Consider the following 22,103-nt stretch of genomic DNA (forward strand, 5'->3'; position numbering starts at 1 on the left):
ATTGGGGGCTCCGCGGTTTCGCCGCCCGAGAGTTTCACCCTCGGGCGGCGAAACGGTGGCCTTCACAGCAGGGGCAGGATGATGGTGGCCACGAAGATGGCGATCGTGAAGACCGCGATGATGCCGGTCAGCCGCAGCATGGCCGCCGCGTTCTCTTCGGTCTCGGCGGGCCGCGTGTCCGCCCCCTGGTCCCGCGGCAGGGCCCTGCTAATCAGTGCGAACATCAGGGGCAGCGCCGCGAAGACCGTCATCCACGGCGGGGTGAGCTCGACGGAGACGCCTGCCGCTTCCACGGTGGACTGTGCCGTCGTGATCATGTCGGGTACGCCGGTCATGGCTTTCTCCTCCTGTAGGGCCCGGTGACGGGCTGTCAAGGAGGGGTGGAGCGGATCAGGAGTCCTCTGTGACGGCGGAGAGGGGGTGAGCTGCATCACAGGAAAGGTGCGGCAAGGTGAACCCTGCGTCCTTTACAGCGTGGGAGCGGAAGAGGGAGGTACTTGAGTGCGAGGCACGGCTTGCTGATCGCGTGTCATCCACGAGCCGTCGCTCGCCCTGCCGATCAGCGTGGAGACCTCGCCCGTCGGACAGCACAAGGCGTCCGTGGAGATGTAGCCGGGGTTCCACAGGTGCAGCGCCCCGCGTTCGGGTCGGACCACCGTGGCAGAGCCCGTGATGCTGTAGCGCACTCTTCCGTCCTCCACGACGGACAGGGCGGTGGAGTCGTGGTTGCCTTGGTAGTGCACGAGTACGGCGACGGCCTTCTCTCTCGGCGCCGTGGTGGCGGCCCAGATCTGCACCCGTTCCGGTCGGGTGTCCGAGGGCGTATGCAGCACCGCTCGCCAGTTCGTTCTCTCCGAGCGGTACAGAGCCAGTGTCTGCCGGCCACCGGAACGCGTGCTGACCCAGGCGTAGCGGCCGCCGTCGAAGGTGTGGCAGGTCTGGTGCGCTGCCGCGCCGAAGTCCCGGCAGTCAGCGTGATGCTGCGGTCGGGTCGGCCCCGAGGCCGGGACCAGAGCCGCCTTTCCGGTTCCCGTCACGCCGGATTCGGTCGGAGGAGGCGACGGCCGGGGCGGGGACGAGGCACGGTCGTGGCCGGTGCACAGGGGCTGCCTGTCGAGTCCCACGTCTCCGTACCGCGCCCACTCGGCGTCACTCAGGTCGCCGCCGCTGATGGCGCAGGCCTCGTCGGTCCATTGGTCGCGGCCGAGCCGGAATTGCTGCATGGACGTCACCGGAGGGTCCTGGTTTGCTCCGGCCGTAGCGGTGAGGAGCCGGGTATCCGGGCTGACCGCCAGGGCGGACAGGAATGCCTTGGGGTCCGTCAGCGGGATCGACGGCCCGGTCCGCTCGAGGGTGGCGGCGTCGTAGAAGCCGATCCCGTTGGTGGTGGAGGTGGCCAGCAGGTCCGGGTCTTTGGTGACGGTCACGGCGAACACCTTTGCCGCGATGGTCCTGTCCCGGACCGGCTTTCCGTTTAACTTCCATGCGCGCAGGTGCCCGTCGAACCCGCCGGTGTACGCGCGGCCGTCGTTGAAGGCCAGCGCGGTCACGCCTCCGGGGTGAGCGACCGCCGGTGGTGCTTTGGGCGCCAGGGTGGCGGCCGAGAGGAACCACACTGAGGCGGGGTCTCCCTCGGAGTCCGGGTGGGTCGGTGCGGTGCCCGCGACGATCGTGGTGCCGTCCGGCGAGACGCCGAGGGTTTGGATGTGCTGGTCGGCGAGCTTCGTGGAGCGCAGTCGCTGCCAGGTGCCGGTGCTCCACATCGACAGGGTGCTGTCGTTCCAGCAGCCCACGACGAAGCGCGAGCCGTCTGGGGTGAAAGCTATTCCGCGTACGCCTTCGCATTGCCGGGTGGCCCGGTCCAGGGCGGGTGTCGCCACCGTCTTACCGGAGTCGACATCCACGATCAGCACGCTTTGGGTTCTGTTGCTCCAGTCGCCGATCGCGGCATAGGTATGACCGCCGTGTCGGGCGACGACCAGGGACTGCGGCCGCAACGCCTGCGGATACGTGATGGTCTGATAGGTGGACGACCCGCTGACGCCGTCGTCCCGAAGGCGTCGGGGATCCGGGTAGCGTCGCAGTGATCCCCCGGCGGCCATGACGAGCAGGCTTCGGTCGGGCGCGTAGGCCAGGCTCCAGGCCACCTCCGTGGGCTCCAAGCCCTCGGCCAGCGGGCGGTTTTGCTGGTTCCACTCGTACAGCTCGCCGGAGGCGGTGGCGGTCAGGAGATAAGTCTCCCGCGGATCGAGGGCGATGGCCCGGACGCCTGCCCGGACGCCGCCCTTCGGGGTCAGGTTGAGCGCGTCGAGGACGTAGGACCCGGACACGGTGCTCACCGCGACGTGTTGAGGGCCGACTCCGATGTCCTCGACTGTGCTGTCGACGCCTGCAACGGGGAAGTCGGTCGCGTCTTTTCGGGCGGTGATGTCGTAGGCCTGCAGTCCCTGTGCGGTCCCGATGAGCAACTGTTCGTCGTCGCTCAGCGTGTTCTTAAGTAGTCGCAGGGCGGAGATGCCTCCGTGCTGCCCGGTGGCCAGCGCGCTCGTTGTGGGACTTCCGTGGGCAGGGACGGCAATCCGGTAGACGTGACCGGGGCCCTGCTCATCGGAGAACGTCGTGTCGCTGCTGGTGCCGAGATACACGGTGTGCGCGTTCGTGCCGAAGGTCACGGCGGTGAGGGTTTCCGCTTCTCGGGCGGCCGCCGTCGGTGCGTCACCGAGCTGGGCGAGCGGCTTGGTAGTGCTGATGACCTGTCCGGTGGCCGTGCGGACGAGGGTCAAGGTGCCGTTCTCCTGGATCACGGCGAGCGTCGCGCCGTCGGGGCTCACTGCCTCTCCGAGAACCGTCGAGGCGTTGAGACTTCCCTGGCAGCAGCCGCCGCTGAGGACCAGGTGGCCGGCTGCGGTGAGGGTCCAGAAGGTGATCTCTCCCTCCGAGCCCGCCGAGATCAGGTGATCGGGAAGCAGCGGGTTGACCAGCAGACCGGTCACGTGCCGGTGCCCTCTGCTCACGACGGAGGCAGAGGCACCGGTGGCCAGGTTCCACACCCGCAAGTCGCCGTTGAAGTCTCCGGTCACCCCGTACGTGGTGCCGTGGACCGCGGTGATGGCGGCGGCTGTCACCACGTTGGAGTGGCCGCGCAGCACGTGTGCGAGCTGGCCGTTGGCAGCAAGGTCGCCCAGCAGGGCCTCCTGCACGGCGGGCGTGCTGTGCTGTGCGTCTGCTTCCAGGATGAGACGGGTGGCCAGGTCTGGGGTGGTGGTGAGTTTCTGTCGTGCGGCATCGATCAGCCGGTCGGCGACCGCGGCGCGCCGGGTGCGCAGGGCCTGCTCATCGGCGAAGTGCTGCAGTCCGGCGTAGATTCCCGAGCCGATCAGGACCAGTGCCAGCACGATGGCGGTGATGTTCCTGCGGTGTCGGTCCAGCTCACGCACGTGCCGCCGCGCCTCGTGGACGGTGCTGACCCAGCGGACGTCGTCGTCGGCGGCGGCGAGTTCGGCGCGGCGGTTGGCCTGGGGCGCGACCACGCGGACTTTGACCTCGCCGGCCGCCGCAAGCTTGACTTCGAGGTGGCCGATCCGGCCGATTCCCCCCTCTGCGTCGACGGAGCCGGTCACCGCGGTGCGCGGGCGCAGCCGCAGGTAGGACGTCAGCGGAGGTGGCAGCCTGCGATACCACGGCCCGGGAGGGCCGAGCAGCTCGGCCAGGACCAGGGCGAGGGCGGCGCCGAAGGAAGGGCCGTCGACGCGCAGGTGGGCTTGCTCGGGCAGGTGGACACACCACAGGACGCATTGCTCGGCCGTCCGCGCCGCCTCGCCGCCGGTGGCGTACCACCAGGCGCTGCGCAGCGAGGCGCTGAACTGCTCGTCGCCGAGGAAGAAGCCCATGCGCGCGAGGTCCGGGTACAGTCCGGGCGGCCCTTGGGGCAGCACGGTGACGGTCAGCGAGCCCACCATGCCCTGCCAGCGCTGTTGTCCCGATGGTTCGGGGGTGCCCGCCGGAACAGCGACCAGGATGTCGATGCGCTCGCTGCGGCCCACCGCGGAGCCGGGGAGGCACATCTGTGCGGCCGCCGCGCACACCTGCCGGGACTCCGCCCCCGTGCCCCGCAGCAGTTCCCAGGGGCGTCGCAGCCGGTCCGGGGTGGCCGGGGGCGGGGCGGGAAGAGCGAGGGCACTGTCCGGGGTCGGCTGGGGCCACACATGCGCCCCTTTCCAGTGCTCCGCCGCCTCGCCCAAAAGGCTCGCAAGGTCGTCGTCGGGCATGAGGTCGGCTCGCTCGGAGACCGCGAGCGCAGTCGCAGCCATCGCCCGGGCTGCCGACCGCAGATGAGCGCTGCCCGCGCTGGCCGCCCGCGTGCGATCCAGCACGGCAGCCGCGTCCTCGCGCTGTCGGTGGGAGGACAGTTCCAGACCGCCCGCGTTCTCGGTGAGCAGCTCGGCGGCGTACCGCAGGTCGTCATCGGCCGTGTCCGGTGCCGCCGACCGCGTCTCACCCTCCTCCAGCCAGCGCAGGGCGGAGAGGAGCCATCCCGGACGCTGCGCCGCTGCTTCGGCGCACGCCCGCCACCAGACGCAGTCTGCACCTACCAGTCGTCGAAAGCGCTCCGCGTTACTCCTCTCGCCCCCGGCCAGCGCCTCCGCGCGCACCGCTGCGGCCATGGCGGACCCCGAACGGCTGGCACGGTCCTCGCGCGCCCATTCACTGAGCACGCCTAAGGCGGCCGCAGCAGATGCGGCCGGCCCGGCGCTGCGGGGCGGAGCAGGAGCCTTCCGGCCAGTCTTGCGCCAGAGCCGCATCCGCATCATCACCTCGGTCGGACCTTTCGATCACCTGGCCTACAGCCGCCTGCCGCCCTGCTCCTGGCCGTTTTGGACAGAACGTACACGAGGTGGCCGCGATGTGTGGAAGAGTTGACACATGGCCGATGAGGGGGATCAACGCCAGCTCGAACTGGCCGAGTTGGTCCTTGAGCGCGCAGAGCGCATCCGAAAGCGTGGGGACCGCCAGCTGCGTAACCGCAGCCCCTACGACGGTGACGACGTGCTGGCCCTGATACTGGAAGACATCCAGTGCGAACGCGAGTGGCTATGGAGCCAGTGGTCCGCGGGGGCGGTGCGGGACATCAACGCGACCATCATGGCCGCGGCCTCTGGGGCAATCCGGCGGCTCCTCACTCAGACGCACAAGGAGGCACCCTCTTCCGACCCTCACGACCCCAGCGTGCTGCCCGTGGCGGGCGCCGTGGAGGAGCTGCTCTTGCCGGAGGAGGTCCAATGGGCGGACCTGCGACGTGACATGGCGGCCCTCGGCCTCACCGCCGACGAGCGCTTCCTTGTCGAGACCCTGCTGCGAAGCAGCGAGCGGCACGACTTCGCTCGGCTTTATCAGGCGTACGCTGACTACCGCCGCGAGGCATACGCCGACCTTCCGGTCGCAGAGCAGACCCGGTTCGAGAACCGCTGCCGGCAAAGACTGCGCCGCGCTCTGTCAACGCTGCGCACAGGCTGGCCAGGACAGCGCGGAAAGGTTGAGGCGGATGGCTGACGGACAGGACGACCAGGGCGCTGCGCGCCGCCGCTCCACCGCCGAGCTGGCTGACGTCCTCCTCGGCGCCGTCGATCACGAAGAGGGGCGAGCACAGCAGCGAGCGCGCGAGCGCGCTCAGACGCGTCTGGCCGCGGCGCTGGAACGCCTCGATGCAGCCGGCTTCGCCCCGGAGGCGCCCGACCAGGAGATCGACACCGAGGATCTCGATCTGGTTGCTGTCGCCGTCGAGGAAGGTGAGGGCACCTATCGCATCGAACTGTCGGTCAACTGCGACCCTGAGCGCTCCGACGCTCTCGACCAAGCCACGCTGCACCTCCGTCTGAGCCCCGCCCTGCACGCGGTGACCCGCTTTGACGCCTTCGGCTGTGCCTCGCTGGCCGGGGTACCAGCTCTGCCCTGGAAGCTGCGGCTGTTGGGGCGCCCCCGCACGAGTACCCGCGGCACCGCTCTCACCCTGCCGCACCTGGCACGTCCGACCGCCGCCCAAGCCGCCAGCGGCGCCGACCGGCAGATCTTCCTCCCGGACGACGAACTGGCCCTGGCTGTCAGCGCACTGCCCGGCGGCGCCGGCTACGAGGTGGAGGCCACCTCCACCGGTCCTGCGCGGCCGCCACGCGTTCTCGTCCTGCGCTTCACCACTGTATCCGGAGACGAGTCCGTGCACCTGCTGCCTATCGTCGAGCTGGCCGGCCGCGTCACGGCGATCGCGCATCTGCCCGACCTGGACCCCTACGCGCCGTGGCAGGCCGAGCCGCTGCCTGTTGTCGCGGACCTCGCCGGGACGGACTCCGCCGTCGTCGCAGCCTCCGTGGGCCGCTCCACTGGGCTGCGCACGCTTCAGGCATGGGAGACGCTCGCCGAGGCTGCCGACCCCGCCACGCGGAACGCAGTGCGGGAGGCCCTCGGCGGGTCTGCCACGTGATCGCGGAGCAGTCCGGCGCGGTCACGCGACTGTCCGAGACGGCCGGGCGGCCATTAGCTCTCATCGGGGGCCCGGCTGCCCTTCGCGCTCGTCGCTACGCTGTGGCCGCAGCGCCCGCCCGGTACCCGACCGTAAGGGCGGTGCTGACCGTCGTCCTAGTGCTCCTGGCAGCGGGGTGTCGGTTCGCCGGCGGGGCATCGGGCGGCTCCGGCTCCTCCGCCTCCCACGACACTCTTGCGGTCGTGGCCGGCTCCGGGGTGTATCTGTGGTCTGCGGACACCGGCCGAGCACGACGTATCGGTCCTCCTCCGCCGCAGAGCGAGACGGCGCCGCGATTGTCGGCGCTGACCTGGTCGGCGGACGGCCGGAAGATCGCCTGGGTGTTGACCGCCGACCGCGGCACCCAGATCGTCGAGGTCCGCTTGACCGGGGCGAAGCCGCAGAGCAAGGCCTGGCCAGTGGACTTGGCGCCGGACGCCCTGGTGGTCGACGGCAAGGGAGTGGTCGGAGCGGGAAGTGATGGGCATCTGACGCGGTACCCCCTCGAAGGCAGTGTCAGCCAATCGCTCATCACTACCGGAGCGGCCACCCCCGTCCCGTTCGCCCGTGGTTTTTTGCTGGCTCATTACGAGGACTCCACCTCGCCCGTCACCATCGACCGCACCGGAATCGACGGCCTGGCCCGACCCTTCACCCAGCTGCCGGCCACCACGTCGATGTCGGCCTACAGCGCGTACGCCGCCGCCGCGCAGGGCGAGCGATTGGCAGCTGAACGCGGCGACCACACCGACGTCTGCGGCATCGGCCCGCCCTCGGTCCTCTATACGGTCGCCAAGAAAGACCAGGCGCCGCTCCGCCGACCGCTGCCGGGCGGCATCCGCACCTTGTGGCGTCTACGCGACCTGGTCTACAGCGCCAACGGCACACTGGATGTGGTGGGCTTCGACACCGGGCCCGTCTGCCGCACCCCTGCCCGGGACGCCGCGGTCCACAGTCCTGTGAAGCTGCCCTCCACCCTCTTCGAGCTGTCCCCACATGGGCGGATCAGCGCCGTCGCCCAGCACGTCGTATCCGCCCAGCGCGGACCGCACGGTCAACTAGCCACGATCTCTGGCGACATGGCCTACACCCTCGACCAGGGCGGCAATCCGGCAACCACCACGGTCGGTGTCGCTCGAGTGGAAATCGATCACAAGCGCGTCACAATCCCGGCCGCGCCCACCGCTTTACGCTGGGCGCCGGAGCAGGGGACCATGAGCTAGGAGACACGTCGTGACCCCCTCGCGTGCGATGACCGCACTGCTGTCCGCGGTGCTCGTGAGCACCCTGGCCGCAGGTTGCTCCTCCGAGCACACGGCTCCCCAGCGCCAGGCTGGTGGAACGACCACGAGCGGCCGCCCCTCAAAAGGCGAGGCCGGCGGTTTGGCCGGATCACCGATCACCGCCCAGAGCCTGCTCACAGCTCCCGTCCCGGCCGCCTGCGGGCACCCCGCCGGCCGACTGGTCCATGGCCGGCTTCCCGGCATCCCCAGCACCCACGGCAGGGTGCAACTCGGCTGGATCGATCGGCCCACGTCGCAACGGAACCTGCTCGCTTTGGGTGACCTGGACGGCGACCGGCAGCAGGATGCCGCAGCCGTCATCACATGCGACGCGGGCGGCGTGCCGTGGCCCGACGTCATCGCCTTCTACACCAGAGGCCCGGCCCTGCTGGGCTCCGTCGACCTCCGCAACCTGCATCTGCGTGGCGTCAAGAGTGGGGAGAACGCAAGCGTCCAAATGCTGCGCTACCAAAACGGTGCCGTAACCGCCCGATGGTCAACCCAGCAGGACGACGACCCGGCAGCATTTCCTAGCCTCGACTACCAAGTCGACCTTCGCTGGAACGGACGGAAGGTCAACCCAACCTCGCCGAACGGGACCACGGAACGACCGACCGTCCACCGCTTCCTCACTGCCCTTAAGCAGGACGACGTCGAAGCCGCCTCCGCCCTGGCCGCGCCCGGCGTCGCGGACTCAGCAGCCCAGCAATTACGCACCCACCCAGACGCGTACGGTGCCCCCGTCACCTGCTATGGAGGCAGCTACTTCTTCCCGTCCGACACGGCCGCTTTGCTCTCCAACGCCGGTATCGAATTCTTCGAGCGTCTGTGCTTGCTACCCACCACCGTCAACGGTGCACACGACGTCGTGTTGGAACTACACAAGACCGGCTTCGCCAAATGGCAGGTTGCGGCCGTGCAGACCGTATAGCGGGGCCGGGCACTCCTCGGAACGCCGGACAGCGAGGTCGACGCACTGCACGCCGACGCCACACAGTTCGGCGTGCAGCGGTCCTGGGTGGAGAGGGAATGCCCCCGCCACACGCTCCAGATCCCAGCCTTCAACATCGCCAAATACCCGGTGGCCAATGACGAGTTCGCAGTCTTCCTCAAGGACACCGGCCATGTGGAGATCCCGAGCAACTGGAACTACGGCCGGTTCGATCCCGCTATCGTCCATCCGACCATCGACCGGGGCGCGCACGGGGAGCCCTTCTCGCTCTCCGTCGCGCAGGCCGTCATCTGCGGACACCGCATCATCGCCAGCGACTCCGGGAACCTGCCGCTGCTGCTCGGCGACTACTCAGCCGCCGCCATCGTCCCCGCCGACGACGTCTACGCGCTGACCGGCGCGCTCACTGCGGCCTCAACGTCACGCACCAGGCACCGGTCACCCGGGACGTGCCGCAGCGGATCACCGACGTGGGCACGCACATCAGCAAGGCGTCGGCAGCCCTCCTCGAATTCCGCTCCAGCACCTACGACCAGATCTGGGATCTGCCCGACGCGCCGCTCCTCGACCCCGTCGCCATCGCCCGTGTGCTCGATGCGAGCCTCGTGGAATGCGTCGAAGCGCCCGTCTCGATCGAACTGCACGGGGAGTTCACCCACGGCGCGACCGTGATCGACCTCTACGGTGCCACAGGCAGGACCCCCAACGCCCAGGTGGCGACGCGACTGGACACCGAACGGTTCTGGGACGTGTTCATCGCGGCGCTCACCGCCCTGGGCTGACCAGTTGACCTATGGAGGCTGGCCGACCGTGCCCGTTTCCTCCCTTCCGACGCCGGGTGCCCGCTTACTGACGGCATTGGCCGGGGCGCAGCTGCTGGTGGCGCTCGACTTCTCGATCATCTACGTCGCGCTGCCCGACATCGGGACAAGCCTCCATTTCTCCGCGGTCGCGCTGCAGAGGATCGTGAGCGCGTACGCGATCTTCTTCGCCGGGTTCCTGCTGCTGGGCGGGCAGCTGGCGGACGTCTTCGGCGCCGGCCGGGTGTACCTCACCGCCCAGCTGCTCTTCGCCCCCTCCTCGATCGGAGCCGCCCTCTCGTCCTCCGCCTCGGTGCTGATCGCCGCGCGGGTCGGTCAAGGGGTGGCGGCTGCCCTACTGGTGCCCGCGACGCTGGGCCTGCTCAGCTCCGCCTACCCCGCGGGTCCGGAGCGCGACCGGGCCGTGAGCGTGTGGGGTACCACGGGGGCGGTCGGACTCGCCCTCGGTGTCACGGCCGGCGGAGGCATCCTGGCAGTGGCATCCTGGCAGTGGATCTTCTGGATCAACCTCCCCATCGTGGCGGTCTGTCTGCTCGCCGCCGGGAACGCGGTCCGTTCCTCCTCCGCCGGGACCCGGGCTCCCGTCGCCACGGCGGCGACGCTCTCGGCGTCCGCCGCAGTCGTGGCCCTTGTCCTTGCTTTCACCGAACTCTCCCGCGCCCAGCCCTCCCTCCCCGTCGTCGCCGCCGCGCTGGCGGCGACGATCCTGGCCGGAGCATTCCTCGCACTCAGCCAGAAGCGGCGCAGGCCGCTGGTGCCCCGAGCCCTGCTGCGTGTGCGGACTCTTCAAGTGGCCTGCCTGGTGGCGGGGTTGTACATGGCGAGCTTCGGAGCCGAGTTCTACCTCGTCACCCTCTACCTCCAGGACGTATGGGACTACAGCGCGCTCGCCGCGGGCATGGCCTTCCTCCCGCTGGCCGGCGCCATCACCGTGGGGAACACGGTGGCGGGCCGGCTGGCCAGCCGACTGCCGTTGCGGCGACTGCTGTCCACGGCGTTCCTCACTGGTGCGGCCGGCCTTGTGGTGCTCGCCCTGGCCGTCGGCGCTGAGGGCGGCTACCTGCCGGGCATCCTGCCGGGACTGCTGCTCAGCGGCCTGGGACAGGGGATGGCGTTCACTGCCATGTTCATCACCGGAACCCGCGACCTCCCGCAGGCGAGCAACGCGACCGGGAGCGCCCTGGTGACAACGGCTCAGTACATCGGCGGCTCCATCGGCCTGGCGCTGCTGGTCCTGCTCCACGGAGAGCAGCCGGCAACCCCCGACTTCGTCCGGACGTTCTGCGTCACCGCGGTCATCGCCGCGGCGGCCTCGCCGTCGGCGCTGTTCCTCCTCACCCGGACGGGCCGACAGCCCGCCCCGGTGTCCCGACAAGACCAGCCCTCACAGCACAGGGCCGGAGGTCATCGATGAACGCTGCCCGCTTACTCGACAGGACCGGGTTCTCGACAGGACCGGGTTTCCCCCGCAGGCCCGGCAGACGGTGGACGCCTTCAAGAAGCAATGGGGCGAAGGTGTGGGCGGCGCCGGTGAAGACGTCGACCGTGCACGTTCCGCGGACCGGTTCGAGTACGGCGCGGGCCGCGTGAAGCATCGCGCGTTCACGTCGACCAGGTCGATGTGCACCAATCGGCGCAGGACGGGACGCAGGGCTCGGGGCACCTGTCCGGTGCCGGCGGGGTCTCGTCGGGGGCGCTGCGCCGCACGTACGCCTGGGGCATCAGGATCTGGCGCGGCAGTGCGAGCAGGGCCTCGCGCACCGGTCCGGGGCCGAGCGCTCCGCTTTCCTCGAGCCGGGCGACCATCGCCGCCCGGGCCGCCGCAGTCTCTACGGTGTCGGCGGCGGGCTGCGCAGGAAGGAGGGGCGCGGCAGGCACGCTGCGGTCGCCCGACCTTTCAGGCGCAGGGCGGGTTCGACGGGGTACCCGCTGGCAGCAGCTTGCGTTCGCCTGAGGTGTAGTCGCGGCCTGCGGCGGTGCACAGGGTGCGGAACTGGGTTTCGGGGTCCAGGCTGAAGGTCTGGCTCGCGAAGTAGGAGTCGATGGTCAGGCGGTCGCCGTGCACCGAGCTCATCGCCGAATCCCCGCCTTGGACGGGAACAGTCAGCGGCGCGTTGATGCTTTCGCCTGTCAGCCCATGGATCTGAACCCTGTTCTCGAAGTTGTCGTGCGTGACGACAGTGCTGCTGGGCCCGAAGCCGACCAGGTGGCCCGAAACCCCGTGTGCGATGTCCTCCAACTGTCTCTTGCGATCCACGTCCCATATGCGCACTTGCATACCCTCGACGCTCACGGCGAGGTGCGAGCCGTCTGCGTCGAAGGCGAACGACCCGGTGTGGATGTTGGAGGTGAACGGCACGGTGATGGACGGCCCGGTCAGGACGGCGAGGCGGCGCCGACTGGGGATGTCCCACAGCAGGACCTCGCCGTTCCGGTCTCCCGTCCTGGTGGCGACGACAACCTGTCCCGGATGCCCGGGACGGGCGAGGACCTGGTTGCGGTTCCCGATGAGGAGTTTGTTCGGATCGTCATCGAAGTTGGGGCCGGGGTGGACCAGAAACGGCGCTGTGAGCAGGGTCCCGTCGGCTGCGTCAACACGGGTGAGTGAGCCGTCCTTGGTCAGCAGGGCGATCTCGCTGCCCTCCAGGGGGGCCACGTCGTCGAGCTCCTTCGCCTTTAGCTCCGTGCCATCGAGCGGCACGCTGCCTTTCAGGTCCGGGACCGAGAAGGAGCAGCAGAGGCTTCCGGATTCGCGCCACACCACGATCCGCCGCGAGTCGGCGGTCCAGGAGGTCTTCCAGTCTCCTCCCGGGAGCGGCACCTGCTCGTGACTCTTTCGAGTGACGTCGAGTACTTCGAGATACTGGTCTGATACCCGGGCGATGAAGCGTCCGTCGGGTGACTTGGAGAAGCTTTCGCCATCGCCGTCTCCGGTGAACTCCTTACCGCCCGCTGCTTCGGCCCGCACCGCCATCAGCGCCGTGCCCACGGGTACCAGGACGGTGAGCTCGCCTCCGGGTCGCGGCGCCGCCGCGAGCGTGTAGGGCTTGCCACCCGCGATCGGGATACGGGTGCGGTAGCTCTGCCCGGAGCGCAGGTCGGTCAGGCCTATTTCGCTGTAGCCGCCGTCCTCGGGCTCATCGATCCAGGTCCGCAGACCGTAGGTGCCGGTGGTATCCGCGTCGTTATCCACTGCGGGGATTCTGGTCAACTGGCCGATCGTATGGCCAAGCGTGTGGGTGTACGCGGGCAAGTCATGGGGGGCGGACGTGGAGTCACCGGCGTCACTTGTGAGCAGGAGTTCACCACCAGCCCGGAGCTCCACGTCGTCATAGCCGTCAGACGGGGTGAACTGGTCGTTCACCCGGCCGGTTGCGAGGGTCTTGAGCTCGATGCGCCAGATGCGCTTATCTCGTTGAGTGGCGATTCGTCTGACAATCGCAACGGTGTCGGGGTCCGAGGTGAAAGCTGCCTGGGACAGTCCTTCGCTGGGCAGAAGTTTTTTGGCGGTCCGGATGGGGGTGCCCGAGGGCACGTGCCATGCCTCCGCGAAGGCGGGAGTGCACTTCTGGGGGGTTCTGAAGCACTGCTGGGAGTTGTCGTTCGCGGTCAGCAGCAGTCGCTCTCCGTCGCTGCTGAAGTCCAGGTGCCCACCGACCTTCTCCGCGAGTTCGCGATTGGTGTGATCCAGAACGACGGGATGCTTCGGATCACTCAGATGCCACAGCCGCACGCCGGACCCGGGTTCGGATATCGCGGCGAAGAAGCGGCCGTCCGGACTTGCCGCCGTCAGCAGGTCCCCTTCGGGGACACCGCTCAACGTCTGGGTCCGAGGCTTGCCGTCGAGGGCTCCCGTGATCACCGTGATCGTCAGCCGGGCACCGGACGTCTTCGACCGTACGAAGAGGGTGCGCCCGTCCGGTGTGGCATCCATGCCGAGGAACCGACCCTGCCACAGCGACGGGTAGCTGCCCACGAGGTACTGCCCGCGAACGTACTGGTTCAGCAGCGCCTGGCGGGTCTTGTCCGTTTGTTTGGTCTTCCACCCGGCCAGAGCGAGTTGCAGTGCAGTGCTGGCGTCGCTGAGCGGACGGTCTTCGGCCGCTTGGGCCAGCAGGCCTGCGGCCTGCGTACGCAACTGCTGCTCGGTGCGCCTAAGGCTCTGGAAGGTGGTCAGCGCCAGGACAAAGGCGAGCACCGTGAGCACGGCCAGCGTCCCGACTAAGGCCTGCCGGACGCGGGTACCCCGTCGAGAATGGCGCCGGCTGAGTCGGATGTAGCGGCGCTCGTCGGCGGAGATGTCCCGGGCGTGCTCGGTCAGCCTGCGGTTGGCCTCTTCCAGGTCGGTGCCGCTCAGCAGCCGAGAGGACTCGCCGTGCTGTGCCTGCCAGCGGCGCAGGTCAGCCCGTAGCTGTTCCTGCCAGAGGCGGAAGTCTCGGGAGTCGGCCAGCCATTGCCTCAGACGCGGCCAGAGTCGGGTCAGTGCCTCGTGCACCAGGTCTACGATCTCCTCGTTCTCCCCACTTCCCGGTTCATGGGAGAGGACGACGAGCCTGCCGGGGGCCAGTTCCCAGGACAGATCGACGAGTTCCGGTGCGAGATCGGCGATGCGGGTAGGCCGTCGGGAGAAGGCGTCACCGTCACCGGGGCGAGCCAACTGCACGAACAGCCTTCGAGCACAGTCTTGTTGGGCTCTCGACAGCTCGGCAAGGGCATCGTCCGCGTATCCGACGAGGGCGCCCGCTACGCCGCCCATCTCGTCATAGGCAGCGTGGGTAAGCATCGAGCGGGTACGGCGGTTCCACAGCTCGGTCAGGGCGAACTGGACCAGCGGCATACGTCCGGGCTCGTCGCCAGCGTCCGTGACGATCCGCTCGGGCAGCCCCGGCTCGAACCACAGCCCCGGCACGGCGTCGACAGGCGCGGTCACAGCCTGCTTCAGGTCGCCACCGGCCAACGGCGCCAGGAACTGCACGGCATCGCTGACGAGGTCGGACGTGCCGGCCGTCACCAGCACATCAAGGGAGTCGGGCCGCGTGGTGGCGACAACCCGCAACGTCGTCGTGCCGACCTTGCCGGCCAAGGCGGCGAGCAACTCGAACAGGCCACGTGCAGCGGCTGGTTCGGCGGCCGCGTACTCCTCGAGCTGGTCGACGAAGAGGACGTGCCCGGCGCCCTTTCCACGGGCGAGGACCCTGCCACGCAACTCAGCCGGGACATCGTCGCCAGCCTCCAACAACCCGGCCAGCTCCTCCGCTCTGGTGAGCCGTTCAACCTCGCCGAGAGCTGGCTCCAGGACCCTCGTCAGCGCCCGCGCCAACACCACAGAGGCCCGCACGCCAGGTACGGGACGCAGCTCGGACACGCTCAGGCCCTCGGCCCGCAGCCGGGGCAGTACCCCTGCCCGTACGAGGGACGACTTCCCGCATCCCGAGGGCCCCGCCAGCAGTGTCACCGGCCGTCTGCGTACGGCCGTGTACACGCGGGCGGTGTCACTGTCACGGCCATGGAAGAACTCCGCCGCGTCCTCGGTGAACGCCGCGAGTCCCTGGAACGGACAGCGCGGCCTCAGCGTCTCCTCGTCGATCAGCTCACCTGACGGCAGTAGATACGCGGTGCGCTCGCCCCGGTGAGCGGCGACCGTCATCCCGACCACGCCATCTTGCAGGTCGTCCCAGACCGGCGACCCGCTGAACCCTCCTACGATCCGAGGCCCCGGCTCGTGCGCCTCCATCTGCACCCAGCCCGAGCCCTGCCCGGCCCGCAACGTGCCCGAGGCCCACACGCCCCCGTCGGCGCCGGCCGGATAGCCGAGCGCCCGGAACGTGTGCCCCCACACGTCGGTCCCGTCGACGAGCGGAACCGGACGGGCCCCCTCAACGGCCGCGTCGAGCCGCAGCAGTGCGACATCCGCCCCGCCACGCCGCCAGCACACCACGGTCGCTCGAGCTGAGGGGCGACCGCCTAACAGTGGAAAGTCGAGGTCCACCGGCTTGTTGGGGGCCGACTCCGCCCCATCCGGTATTCCGAGGGCTCTGGCTACGACATGCGCGCAGGTGCACACGACATCGGCGGCGATGAGGAACCCAGCGCCGACCACTTCGCCAGTGGCCGAGCAGATCCGTACCTGTGATGGCTCAAGGACGTCGTTCCCCCGAACAGAAGCCATGCAATCCCCCATCGCTACCGCGCTGCCCAGCACGTGACGTGTCAGCATCTCCGTCCCAGCGGCATCGCACAACAAGAAGCCGGCGGAACGTGCCCGGGGGATCACGACTCCCGGCGCACAACCAACCGCCAAGCTGGCCGGACCGCTCCGCTCGACGGGCGGTACCTGTTGAGGAACGAAGCCGTCGGAGAGATTGCCCCGTAACACAAGGAATCCGGAGCTCTCTTCGAGAGTCCGGAGCAACCGACAACCTTGGTTCCGACAAGTGACTTGCCTAATGAACGGCCAGGTAGTGTCAGGTGTCGCCCGCGTACTTCGACTCGGGGTGACGCAGACCGAGCAGCACACGGCCGTCGTCGTCTTCGAGGTGGAGGTGGACCCCGACGCCGTTCAGCACCACCCGGCTGCCCCCGTCCCACACGGGAGGAGCCGCGGCCGGCTTTCTCGTCCGGGGGATTCTCGGCCGCGTGCCGGCGAATCAGGTCCCGGGTGGCGGGGCTCAGGCGCAGCCGGTCCGGTTCGTCGGGCGCGAACCATCGCAGCAGCACACCCTCGTGCAGCGCGAGCCGGTCGGGGCTGCCGCGCCACTGGCCGGCGAAGACCTGGATCGGAACGCTGAGGCCGTCGATGCTGGTGGCGGTCTCCACGGCGTAGGGCTTCAGATCCTCAAGGCGGAGGCCGGGTACCTCCCCGCACACTTCCCGCAGGGCCGCCGCCAGCAGCGTTCGGTCCCTCTCGATGTGGCCGCCCGGGTTGAGGAGCAGCCCCGTGCCTCGGTGACCGATGTGCAGCACGCGCTGTTCACGGTCGATGACGGCCGCGCTGCACGTGATGTGGCCGGGAGCGTCGCGCGGTCGGTCGGGTGGTCGTCGCCCTCCAGGAGGGACAGCAGTTCGGCGAGGGGGTTCCGTTCGTGCGGATGCCGGGCCAGGTACGCCTCGGCGGCCTTGCGGATGTGGGAGCGGCTGAGCGGCACGTCATCACCTCGGGACGGCAGAAGAGGAGCAGAGGTGTCCGCAGCGGTGGCGGGCGTTTCGGCGGGGCGGGCGGAGGTGGCGCCGGGCCGGCTCACGCGGGGGTCTCGTGCTTGTCGCCGTCCGACTCGGACGTGATCTGATAGGACAGCAACTGCTGGAACAGGCCGGGCTGTTGGGAGAGCTGGGCGTAGGTGCCCTCCTGGACGATCTTGCCTTCGTCGAGGACGACGATGCGGTCGGCGATGGCGACGTTGGTGATGCGGTGGGTCACCAGCAGCACCGTCCGGTCCCGGGCGAGGGTCCGCAGCCGCTGGAAGATCCTGTACTCGGCGCGGGGGTCGAGGTTGGCTGTCGGCTCGTCGAGGACCAGCAGACCGGCCGGGCGGAAGAATGCCCTGGCCAGGGCGATGCGCTGCCACTGACCGCCGCTGAGTTCTTCCCCGTTGAGCCACTCGCGGGCCAGGAGGGTGTCCAGGCCGGCGCCGAGCTTGTCGACGACCTCGTCGGCGTCGGCCGCCTCGCACGCCTCGCGGACCGCCGCGTCGCCGCCCGCGGTGGGCTGGCCCTGGGTGACGTTCTCGCGCACGGTCAGCGGCCAGTGCGCGTAGTCCTGCGGTACGAGGGCGACCTGCCGCCACAGGGCCTGCGGGTCGGCATCGTCGGTGGGGACGCCGTCCCAGAGCACTTGACCGTCCGTTGGGAGGTAGAGGCCGCTGACCAGCTTCGACAGCGTCGACTTCCCTGAGCCGTTGAAGCCGACCAGCGCGGTGACCTCGCCGCGGCGCAGGGTGAGGGAAACGCCGGAAAGGGCGTCGCGGTCCTTGCCGGCGTAGCGGTGGGTGACCGCCTTGACCTCGATCGTCTCCGGCGGCGCGGGGTGGTGCGGGCCCCGGCGCATGCGGAAGCCGCCGGCCTTGTCGAGGAACCCGGTCCAGTCGTCCATGTACAGTCCGGTTCGCACCGCGCGGGCGCCGACGGCCACCAGACCGCGGACCGACATGCCGACCGTCTGCAAGGCGAAGACGGCCGTGCCGGCGTGCCCTACGGTGATCCGGCCGGTCGCGAGCAGCCATACGACCGCCGCCCACACCACGGCCGACCCCAGCCCTCCGCACATCGCGCCGAACAGCGACATGCGGGCGCCCTGGTCGGCCGCGGCCCGGTCTTCGCGGTTGATCCGGGCGACGGTGCTGCGGTAGCGATCGGAGAGGAAGGAGGCCATGGTGCCGGCGCGGATCTGGTCGGCGGCGTCCTTGGTGTAGATGTGCCAGCGCAGGACCGACAGCATCCGGTTGTCGCCGTTGCTGCGGAGGTTGGCCAGGTAGCGGACGCGGGCGGCGCTGACTTGGGCGAGGGCCTGCGGGAGGCTGGCGGCGACGAGGAGGGGGAGGAGGACCCAGTGCACGCCGGCAAGGACGATCGCTCCGGCGAGGAAGGCGGCGGCCGAGGCGATCAGGTCCTGGCCCTCGTTGATCAGGTCGCCGGTGACCTGGGCGCCCCTGTCTGCGGCTTCGCGGTCGCGGTTGAAGTCGGGGTCGTCGTAGGCGCACAGCTCGACCTCGGCGCAGCCGGTGAGCAGCATCTGCTCGGCCTCGCGGGACATCAGCGGGCCCAGCCGGGAGGAGAGCCAGTTGACGGTGATGCCGAGGAGTGCGCGTACGCCGGCGGCCCCGGCGAGCAGGGCGACGGAGGGCCATGCCTGAAGGAGGCGGTGGTAGACGTCGCCGTCGCGCAGCAGGGCGGTCAAGGTGCCGGCGATGGCGACCAGTCCCAGGGCCTGCATCACGCCGGTGATCAGCTGGCACAGCAGGAGGCCGACGGTCGCGCGCCGGTCGACGCGCCAGGCCAGGGCCAGCGAGCGGCGGACCAGCTGCGGCAGGCGGCGGGCCATGTCGCGCATCCGGATTGAGCGGCCGGCCGCCTCGCGGCTTCCGGTCAGGTCGACGTACCGCATCTGCGCCTCGGGCGCGGTGGCTGCTGCCGAGGGGGTGGAAGCGGAGGAGGGGGCGGGGGACGGCGCGGTGGTGGTGCGCGGTCCCGGAACGCTGTCGCCTGATGCATCGGTGGGCTCACTCATGCCGCCCACCCCGTATCCGGGCGTTCTGAGCTGGGCGTGCCGTCAACGCTGTGCATGGGCCAGCCGGGCCGCCGTTCGATTCCGGGAGGCTGCTGCAAGGAAGTGAGAGTGGGATGCATGGAGTCCTCCGTCTGGGCGTCGGTGTGGCACTGATGCTCTAAAAAACGCGGTGGATCTGGTCCCGTCACGGCCTGCTCTGAGGGCATTCTGTGAACGTGAGTTCTCGTGCCGGGGTTGAGCCGTGCGAGCTCTGGGATGTCGCCGTTCAAACTCGTTCGATCAGGTCGGATCACTCCTTCGGGGGGTTGCGGGCAGCACGAACCAGGGCCGCGGCGTACGGCGGCGGCCTGGGCGGGTGGTCGGGGCTGGAAGGGCGGGCGCGCGGTCAGGAGTCGAGGACGGTGAAGGCGACCGCGGGGAAGCGGCGGCCGTTGACCTGAAGGGCGAGGGAGTAGGAGCCGGGGGAGACCTTCCAGCGTGCGGTCGAGCGCAGCGGGTGCGCCTTGGCGAGCCGTAGTTCCTGGCCCGGCTCGGCAGTGGCGCGGCGCACGAAGGCCACCCTTTTCCCGTGGCCGGCCGCTCGGCCCCGTGGTGGCGATCACGAGCATCACGTGGACGGGGGTGGTCGCGGTGGCGGTGAGAGCGGCGGAGGAGTCCTGGGTGTCGCCGTCGCGGAGTTCGGTGCGTTGCAGGATGAGCGGGGTGAGGGCGATGGGGGCGTCGTGGGGGTAGCCGAGGAGGGCGTAGGCGGGCGGCCAACCCTCCGTCAGCCGGTTCAACAGGGCGTTGCGGGCGAGGAAGGCGAACTGCTCGCCGGTGACCCGGCCCGATGCCTTCCACCGGTGGAGCGTGTCCAGCACGAGCTCGGGCTGGGTGGCGGCGATGTCTCCAAGGTGGTTGGCCACGGAGGTGCGGACGTAGAGGTGCGGGTCGTCGTAGAGGGTCTCGAGGACGGGGAGGCCCGCGCCGGCGGGGAGCGCGATCCGTGGTGCCCAGGGCAGCAGGGGCCGGGTGGCCTCGCTCGCCAGCCGCCGTACACGGAAGTCCTCGTCGCGGCTCCACGCGTCGACGGCCTTCATCGTCTCGTCGGGGAAGTCGGCGAGAAAGTGCCGCACCGGGAGCTCGGCGGAGAAGTACCCCGTCATGCGGGCCAGCGCGGCGAGCGACCGGTCCAGTTGCTCGGCGGTGCGCAGGTACCGGGAGACGTGGTCGGAGTGCGGGCGGTAGATGTGCAGCCCGAAGTCGTTGGTCACCCCGGCGGCCGCGGGCGTCGGGGGCAGCGAGCGCAGCAGGACGTCGAGCGCGTCGGTGCCGCCGACCGGCAGGTGGTCGTGCAGGCCCTGGCTGGTCCGGGCGATCCGGGCGCTCAGCTCCAGCCGGGGAAGGTCCGCCATCACCGACACCTCGAAGCCCTCGGCGTCGAACTCGGGGCATACGCCGTGGACTTCGCTGATGCGGGTGATGCGCTCGGCGTTGAGAGCGGTCTCTTTCAGGGGAACCTTCGCGGTCATGGGCAAACCCGAGGGCCGGCTGCGGGGGCATCCCTCGTGTTCTCGCCGCGGGTCATCCGGCGGTGTGAACGCGGGGCTTTCGGCTATCGGACGGTGGCGCGGTACAGCAGCCGGCGGGGACGAAACGGTGGGCGGAATGGCCCTGCTGCCGAAGCGCGGACTGCGCGACGGAGCGAACGTCGACGGGATACGTGCAGTCGTCGCGCGGCATCTCGCACCCCGTCCGTCCAACGGCTGATCAGACGGCGACACCCCGGGTGCTTGGACTCCCGCCGACCTGGAGCCGGCTGGGCCCTGTCCAGTTCTGGACAACACATCGTCAGCCGGCTGCGGTTGCGGATCACGTTCTCTCATCACCCCAACGGCACACAGGAGTGACACCCGCATTCCGTTAGGAGTTCTTAGACCGGCGGGTACAGATCCCCTCCCGGCGGGGCACTGCGGTCGATGACTCGTTGGAGGTCGTGGACCAGGACGAGCCAGTACCGCTGGAGAGCTGCTAGGCGATGGAAGAGACGTTCGGCCACCAACCGTTCCCGATCTTTGTCGCCGGCGAAGTCCCGAACGGTCAGCACCGCGCGGTAGCGCTCGAACGGGACGCCCTTGTCCTCTTCGTAGTCGTGATCCAGCTCGAGCTCGAGTGCTGCGTCCCCTACGCTTGCGGCGTAGTCCACTCCCTCACGGCCAATGAGGCGCAACCTCACACCGCAGGCCTCGGCCAGGTCCGCCAGGAGCGTCTCCTCGGGGTGACCGGGATGCATAAAGATCTCGTGATATGCGGTCATCGATTCTGCTCCTAGGGGTAGGTGATGTCGTAGCCGTCTCCTACGATCCGGATGTATTCCATCCGGCCGGGCGGACTATTGCGCAAGAACGTGCCCAGTCCATCGCGGGCCCAGTCTTCGCTCAGTCCAGTTCCACGCACATCGATGATGGCGTGCCGCGCCTGCCCCTTTGCCTTGTTCAGTGCGTTTTTGGCGGTGTTCGGAGAGGCACCCGGTTCCAGACTCTTGAACTCCGTTCTGACTCCGTTCACCTCGGCATCCGGAGTTCTCACACCGTCAATGACCGACTCTACGACCGCCGTTACGTTCTTCCCCTCGGACAGGAGAAGCTCGGCTATGCGCCCTTCGGCCTCATCGAACGTCTTGGCGGATTGATCGAGCACACCACGTTTCGGAACCGCTCCTTCCGATCGCAGGACGGAAGTCTCGGACTCGTAGACGTCCCGGCGCCAGCCGGTGAGCCCCCCGACCCCGGTGACGGCAATCTGTTGGGTGAGTTCCTCTGCCGCGTCCCCGTACAGGTCGGCCAAGGCGTCGCAGCCCTGATCGCGCAGCATGCTCTCGGCGCGGTAGAGGCGGTAGGCGGGGCGGATGGGGAGGTACTTGTCGACGAAGCCGCCGGCGCCGCCGTTCTCGCCGGTGAAGGCGTCGTGTACGTCCCCCATGAACACGAACGGAGACTTGAAGACGTCGACGAAGGCGTTGCCGAAGATTCCGAGGACTTGGCCGAGGCTGTGTACGTGCTCGTCGTCGGGGTCGGCGGGGGTCAGACCGCTGGGGTCGGTATAGAGGGTCGGGGTGTTGTCGGCGTAGGCGTACGGCGAGACGTAGGGCGTCGCCTGGTCTCGGGTGGCGGGGTCGGGTCGGGTGAAGCGGCCGGTGGCGGTGTTGTACTGGCGGGCGTGGAGGTCGAGGTTGCCGACTGCTGGGGCGAGAGCGGCCTATGCGGCCAGCGTGACAGGAAGACCGCCCTTCCTGCGAAGCGGCGGTCTCCTTTGCGTCGTTCCTGCTCAA

Annotated in this window: 15 protein-coding genes and 2 pseudogenes; 7 read left to right on the plus strand and 10 right to left on the minus strand. The window is 69.4% G+C overall.

Going from position 1 to position 22,103, the window contains the following annotated elements:
- Nucleotides 1–62 precede the first annotated feature (62 nt).
- Both MXD57_RS29140 and MXD57_RS29145 read right to left on the minus strand, forming a co-directional pair.
- Nucleotides 63–335 carry a hypothetical protein gene (locus tag MXD57_RS29140; protein WP_250405171.1) on the minus strand — a complete coding sequence of 91 codons (273 nt, stop codon included), beginning with the start codon at nt 333–335 and terminating at the stop codon, nt 63–65.
- 132 nt (nt 336–467) lie between these two features.
- Nucleotides 468–4,664, minus strand: a complete 4,197-nt coding sequence (locus tag MXD57_RS29145; RefSeq protein WP_250405172.1) for a WD40 repeat domain-containing protein — start codon at nt 4,662–4,664, stop codon at nt 468–470.
- A 259-nt stretch (nt 4,665–4,923) separates the two neighbouring features.
- Between MXD57_RS29145 and MXD57_RS29150 the strand changes: the two genes are divergently transcribed.
- The 7 genes and pseudogenes from MXD57_RS29150 to MXD57_RS29180 all read left to right on the plus strand — a co-directional run bounded on the left by MXD57_RS29150 (nt 4,924) and on the right by MXD57_RS29180 (nt 10,984).
- Nucleotides 4,924–5,550, plus strand: a complete 627-nt coding sequence (locus MXD57_RS29150; RefSeq protein WP_250405173.1) for a hypothetical protein — start codon at nt 4,924–4,926, stop codon at nt 5,548–5,550.
- Nucleotides 5,543–6,475, plus strand: a complete 933-nt coding sequence (locus tag MXD57_RS29155) for a hypothetical protein (RefSeq protein WP_250405174.1) — start codon at nt 5,543–5,545, stop codon at nt 6,473–6,475. Before MXD57_RS29150 ends, MXD57_RS29155 begins: the two co-directional genes overlap by 8 nt.
- Nucleotides 6,476–6,717: 242 nt before the next feature.
- Nucleotides 6,718–7,737, plus strand: a complete 1,020-nt coding sequence (locus MXD57_RS29160; RefSeq protein ID WP_250405175.1) for a TolB family protein — start codon at nt 6,718–6,720, stop codon at nt 7,735–7,737.
- A 28-nt stretch (nt 7,738–7,765) separates the two neighbouring features.
- Complete coding sequence (locus MXD57_RS29165; RefSeq protein ID WP_250405176.1) at nt 7,766–8,728, plus strand: hypothetical protein; 963 nt, start codon at nt 7,766–7,768, stop codon at nt 8,726–8,728.
- Between the two features lie 72 nt (nt 8,729–8,800).
- A pseudogene (locus MXD57_RS31665) lies at nt 8,801–8,947 on the plus strand (SUMF1/EgtB/PvdO family nonheme iron enzyme); the annotation flags it as partial.
- A gap of 92 nt (nt 8,948–9,039) precedes the next feature.
- Complete coding sequence (locus MXD57_RS29175) at nt 9,040–9,531, plus strand: nucleoside hydrolase (protein ID WP_284506258.1); 492 nt, start codon at nt 9,040–9,042, stop codon at nt 9,529–9,531.
- A 76-nt stretch (nt 9,532–9,607) separates the two neighbouring features.
- Nucleotides 9,608–10,984 carry an MFS transporter gene (locus MXD57_RS29180; RefSeq protein WP_250405178.1) on the plus strand — a complete coding sequence of 459 codons (1,377 nt, stop codon included), beginning with the start codon at nt 9,608–9,610 and terminating at the stop codon, nt 10,982–10,984.
- A 188-nt stretch (nt 10,985–11,172) separates the two neighbouring features.
- Here MXD57_RS29180 and MXD57_RS29185 read toward each other — a convergent pair whose 3' ends face one another.
- From MXD57_RS29185 to MXD57_RS29215, 8 genes and pseudogenes are all read right to left on the minus strand, one after another.
- Complete coding sequence (locus MXD57_RS29185) at nt 11,173–11,448, minus strand: hypothetical protein (RefSeq protein WP_250405179.1); 276 nt, start codon at nt 11,446–11,448, stop codon at nt 11,173–11,175.
- Between the two features lie 19 nt (nt 11,449–11,467).
- On the minus strand, nt 11,468–15,739 hold the full coding sequence (locus tag MXD57_RS29190; protein ID WP_250405180.1) for an nSTAND1 domain-containing NTPase: 4,272 nt from the start codon (nt 15,737–15,739) through the stop codon (nt 11,468–11,470).
- Between the two features lie 295 nt (nt 15,740–16,034).
- Entirely contained in the window at nt 16,035–16,160 is a 126-nt protein-coding gene (locus tag MXD57_RS31910) for a hypothetical protein (protein WP_308290958.1), read from the minus strand.
- A 112-nt stretch (nt 16,161–16,272) separates the two neighbouring features.
- Nucleotides 16,273–16,533 (minus strand): annotated as a pseudogene (locus MXD57_RS31915) (NUDIX hydrolase); the annotation flags it as partial.
- A gap of 274 nt (nt 16,534–16,807) precedes the next feature.
- Nucleotides 16,808–18,670: an ABC transporter ATP-binding protein gene (locus MXD57_RS29200; protein ID WP_250405188.1), complete on the minus strand. Its 1,863-nt coding sequence runs from the start codon at nt 18,668–18,670 to the stop codon at nt 16,808–16,810.
- A gap of 119 nt (nt 18,671–18,789) precedes the next feature.
- Nucleotides 18,790–20,304 carry a hypothetical protein gene (locus tag MXD57_RS29205; protein ID WP_250405181.1) on the minus strand — a complete coding sequence of 505 codons (1,515 nt, stop codon included), beginning with the start codon at nt 20,302–20,304 and terminating at the stop codon, nt 18,790–18,792.
- Between the two features lie 401 nt (nt 20,305–20,705).
- The gene (locus MXD57_RS29210) at nt 20,706–21,089 is read right to left on the minus strand and encodes a hypothetical protein (RefSeq protein ID WP_250405182.1); all 384 of its coding nucleotides are present in this window, start codon (nt 21,087–21,089) and stop codon (nt 20,706–20,708) included.
- Between the two features lie 11 nt (nt 21,090–21,100).
- On the minus strand, nt 21,101–21,754 hold the full coding sequence (locus MXD57_RS29215; RefSeq protein ID WP_250405189.1) for a hypothetical protein: 654 nt from the start codon (nt 21,752–21,754) through the stop codon (nt 21,101–21,103).
- Between the last annotated feature and the right edge of the window lie 349 nt (nt 21,755–22,103).

It is taken from the genome of Streptomyces cellostaticus, from assembly GCF_023630175.1.
Lineage (GTDB): Bacteria > Actinomycetota > Actinomycetes > Streptomycetales > Streptomycetaceae > Streptomyces > Streptomyces cellostaticus_A.

What these genes read in the sequence shown, in the direction of transcription:
- MXD57_RS29140 (WP_250405171.1), bottom strand. Translation starts at nt 335, where the DNA reads ATGACCGGCGTACCCGACATGATCACGACGGCACAGTCCACCGTGGAA.
- MXD57_RS29145 (WP_250405172.1), bottom strand. Translation starts at nt 4,664, where the DNA reads ATGGCCGCAGCGGTGCGCGCGGAGGCGCTGGCCGGGGGCGAGAGGAGT.
- MXD57_RS29150 (WP_250405173.1), top strand. Translation starts at nt 4,924, where the DNA reads ATGGCCGATGAGGGGGATCAACGCCAGCTCGAACTGGCCGAGTTGGTC.
- MXD57_RS29155 (WP_250405174.1), top strand. Translation starts at nt 5,543, where the DNA reads ATGGCTGACGGACAGGACGACCAGGGCGCTGCGCGCCGCCGCTCCACC.
- MXD57_RS29165 (WP_250405176.1), top strand. Translation starts at nt 7,766, where the DNA reads ATGACCGCACTGCTGTCCGCGGTGCTCGTGAGCACCCTGGCCGCAGGT.
- MXD57_RS29190 (WP_250405180.1), bottom strand. Translation starts at nt 15,739, where the DNA reads ATGGCTTCTGTTCGGGGGAACGACGTCCTTGAGCCATCACAGGTACGG.
- MXD57_RS29200 (WP_250405188.1), bottom strand. Translation starts at nt 18,670, where the DNA reads ATGCGGTACGTCGACCTGACCGGAAGCCGCGAGGCGGCCGGCCGCTCA.
- MXD57_RS29205 (WP_250405181.1), bottom strand. Translation starts at nt 20,304, where the DNA reads ATGACCGCGAAGGTTCCCCTGAAAGAGACCGCTCTCAACGCCGAGCGC.
- MXD57_RS29210 (WP_250405182.1), bottom strand. Translation starts at nt 21,089, where the DNA reads ATGACCGCATATCACGAGATCTTTATGCATCCCGGTCACCCCGAGGAG.
- MXD57_RS29215 (WP_250405189.1), bottom strand. Translation starts at nt 21,754, where the DNA reads ATGGGGGACGTACACGACGCCTTCACCGGCGAGAACGGCGGCGCCGGC.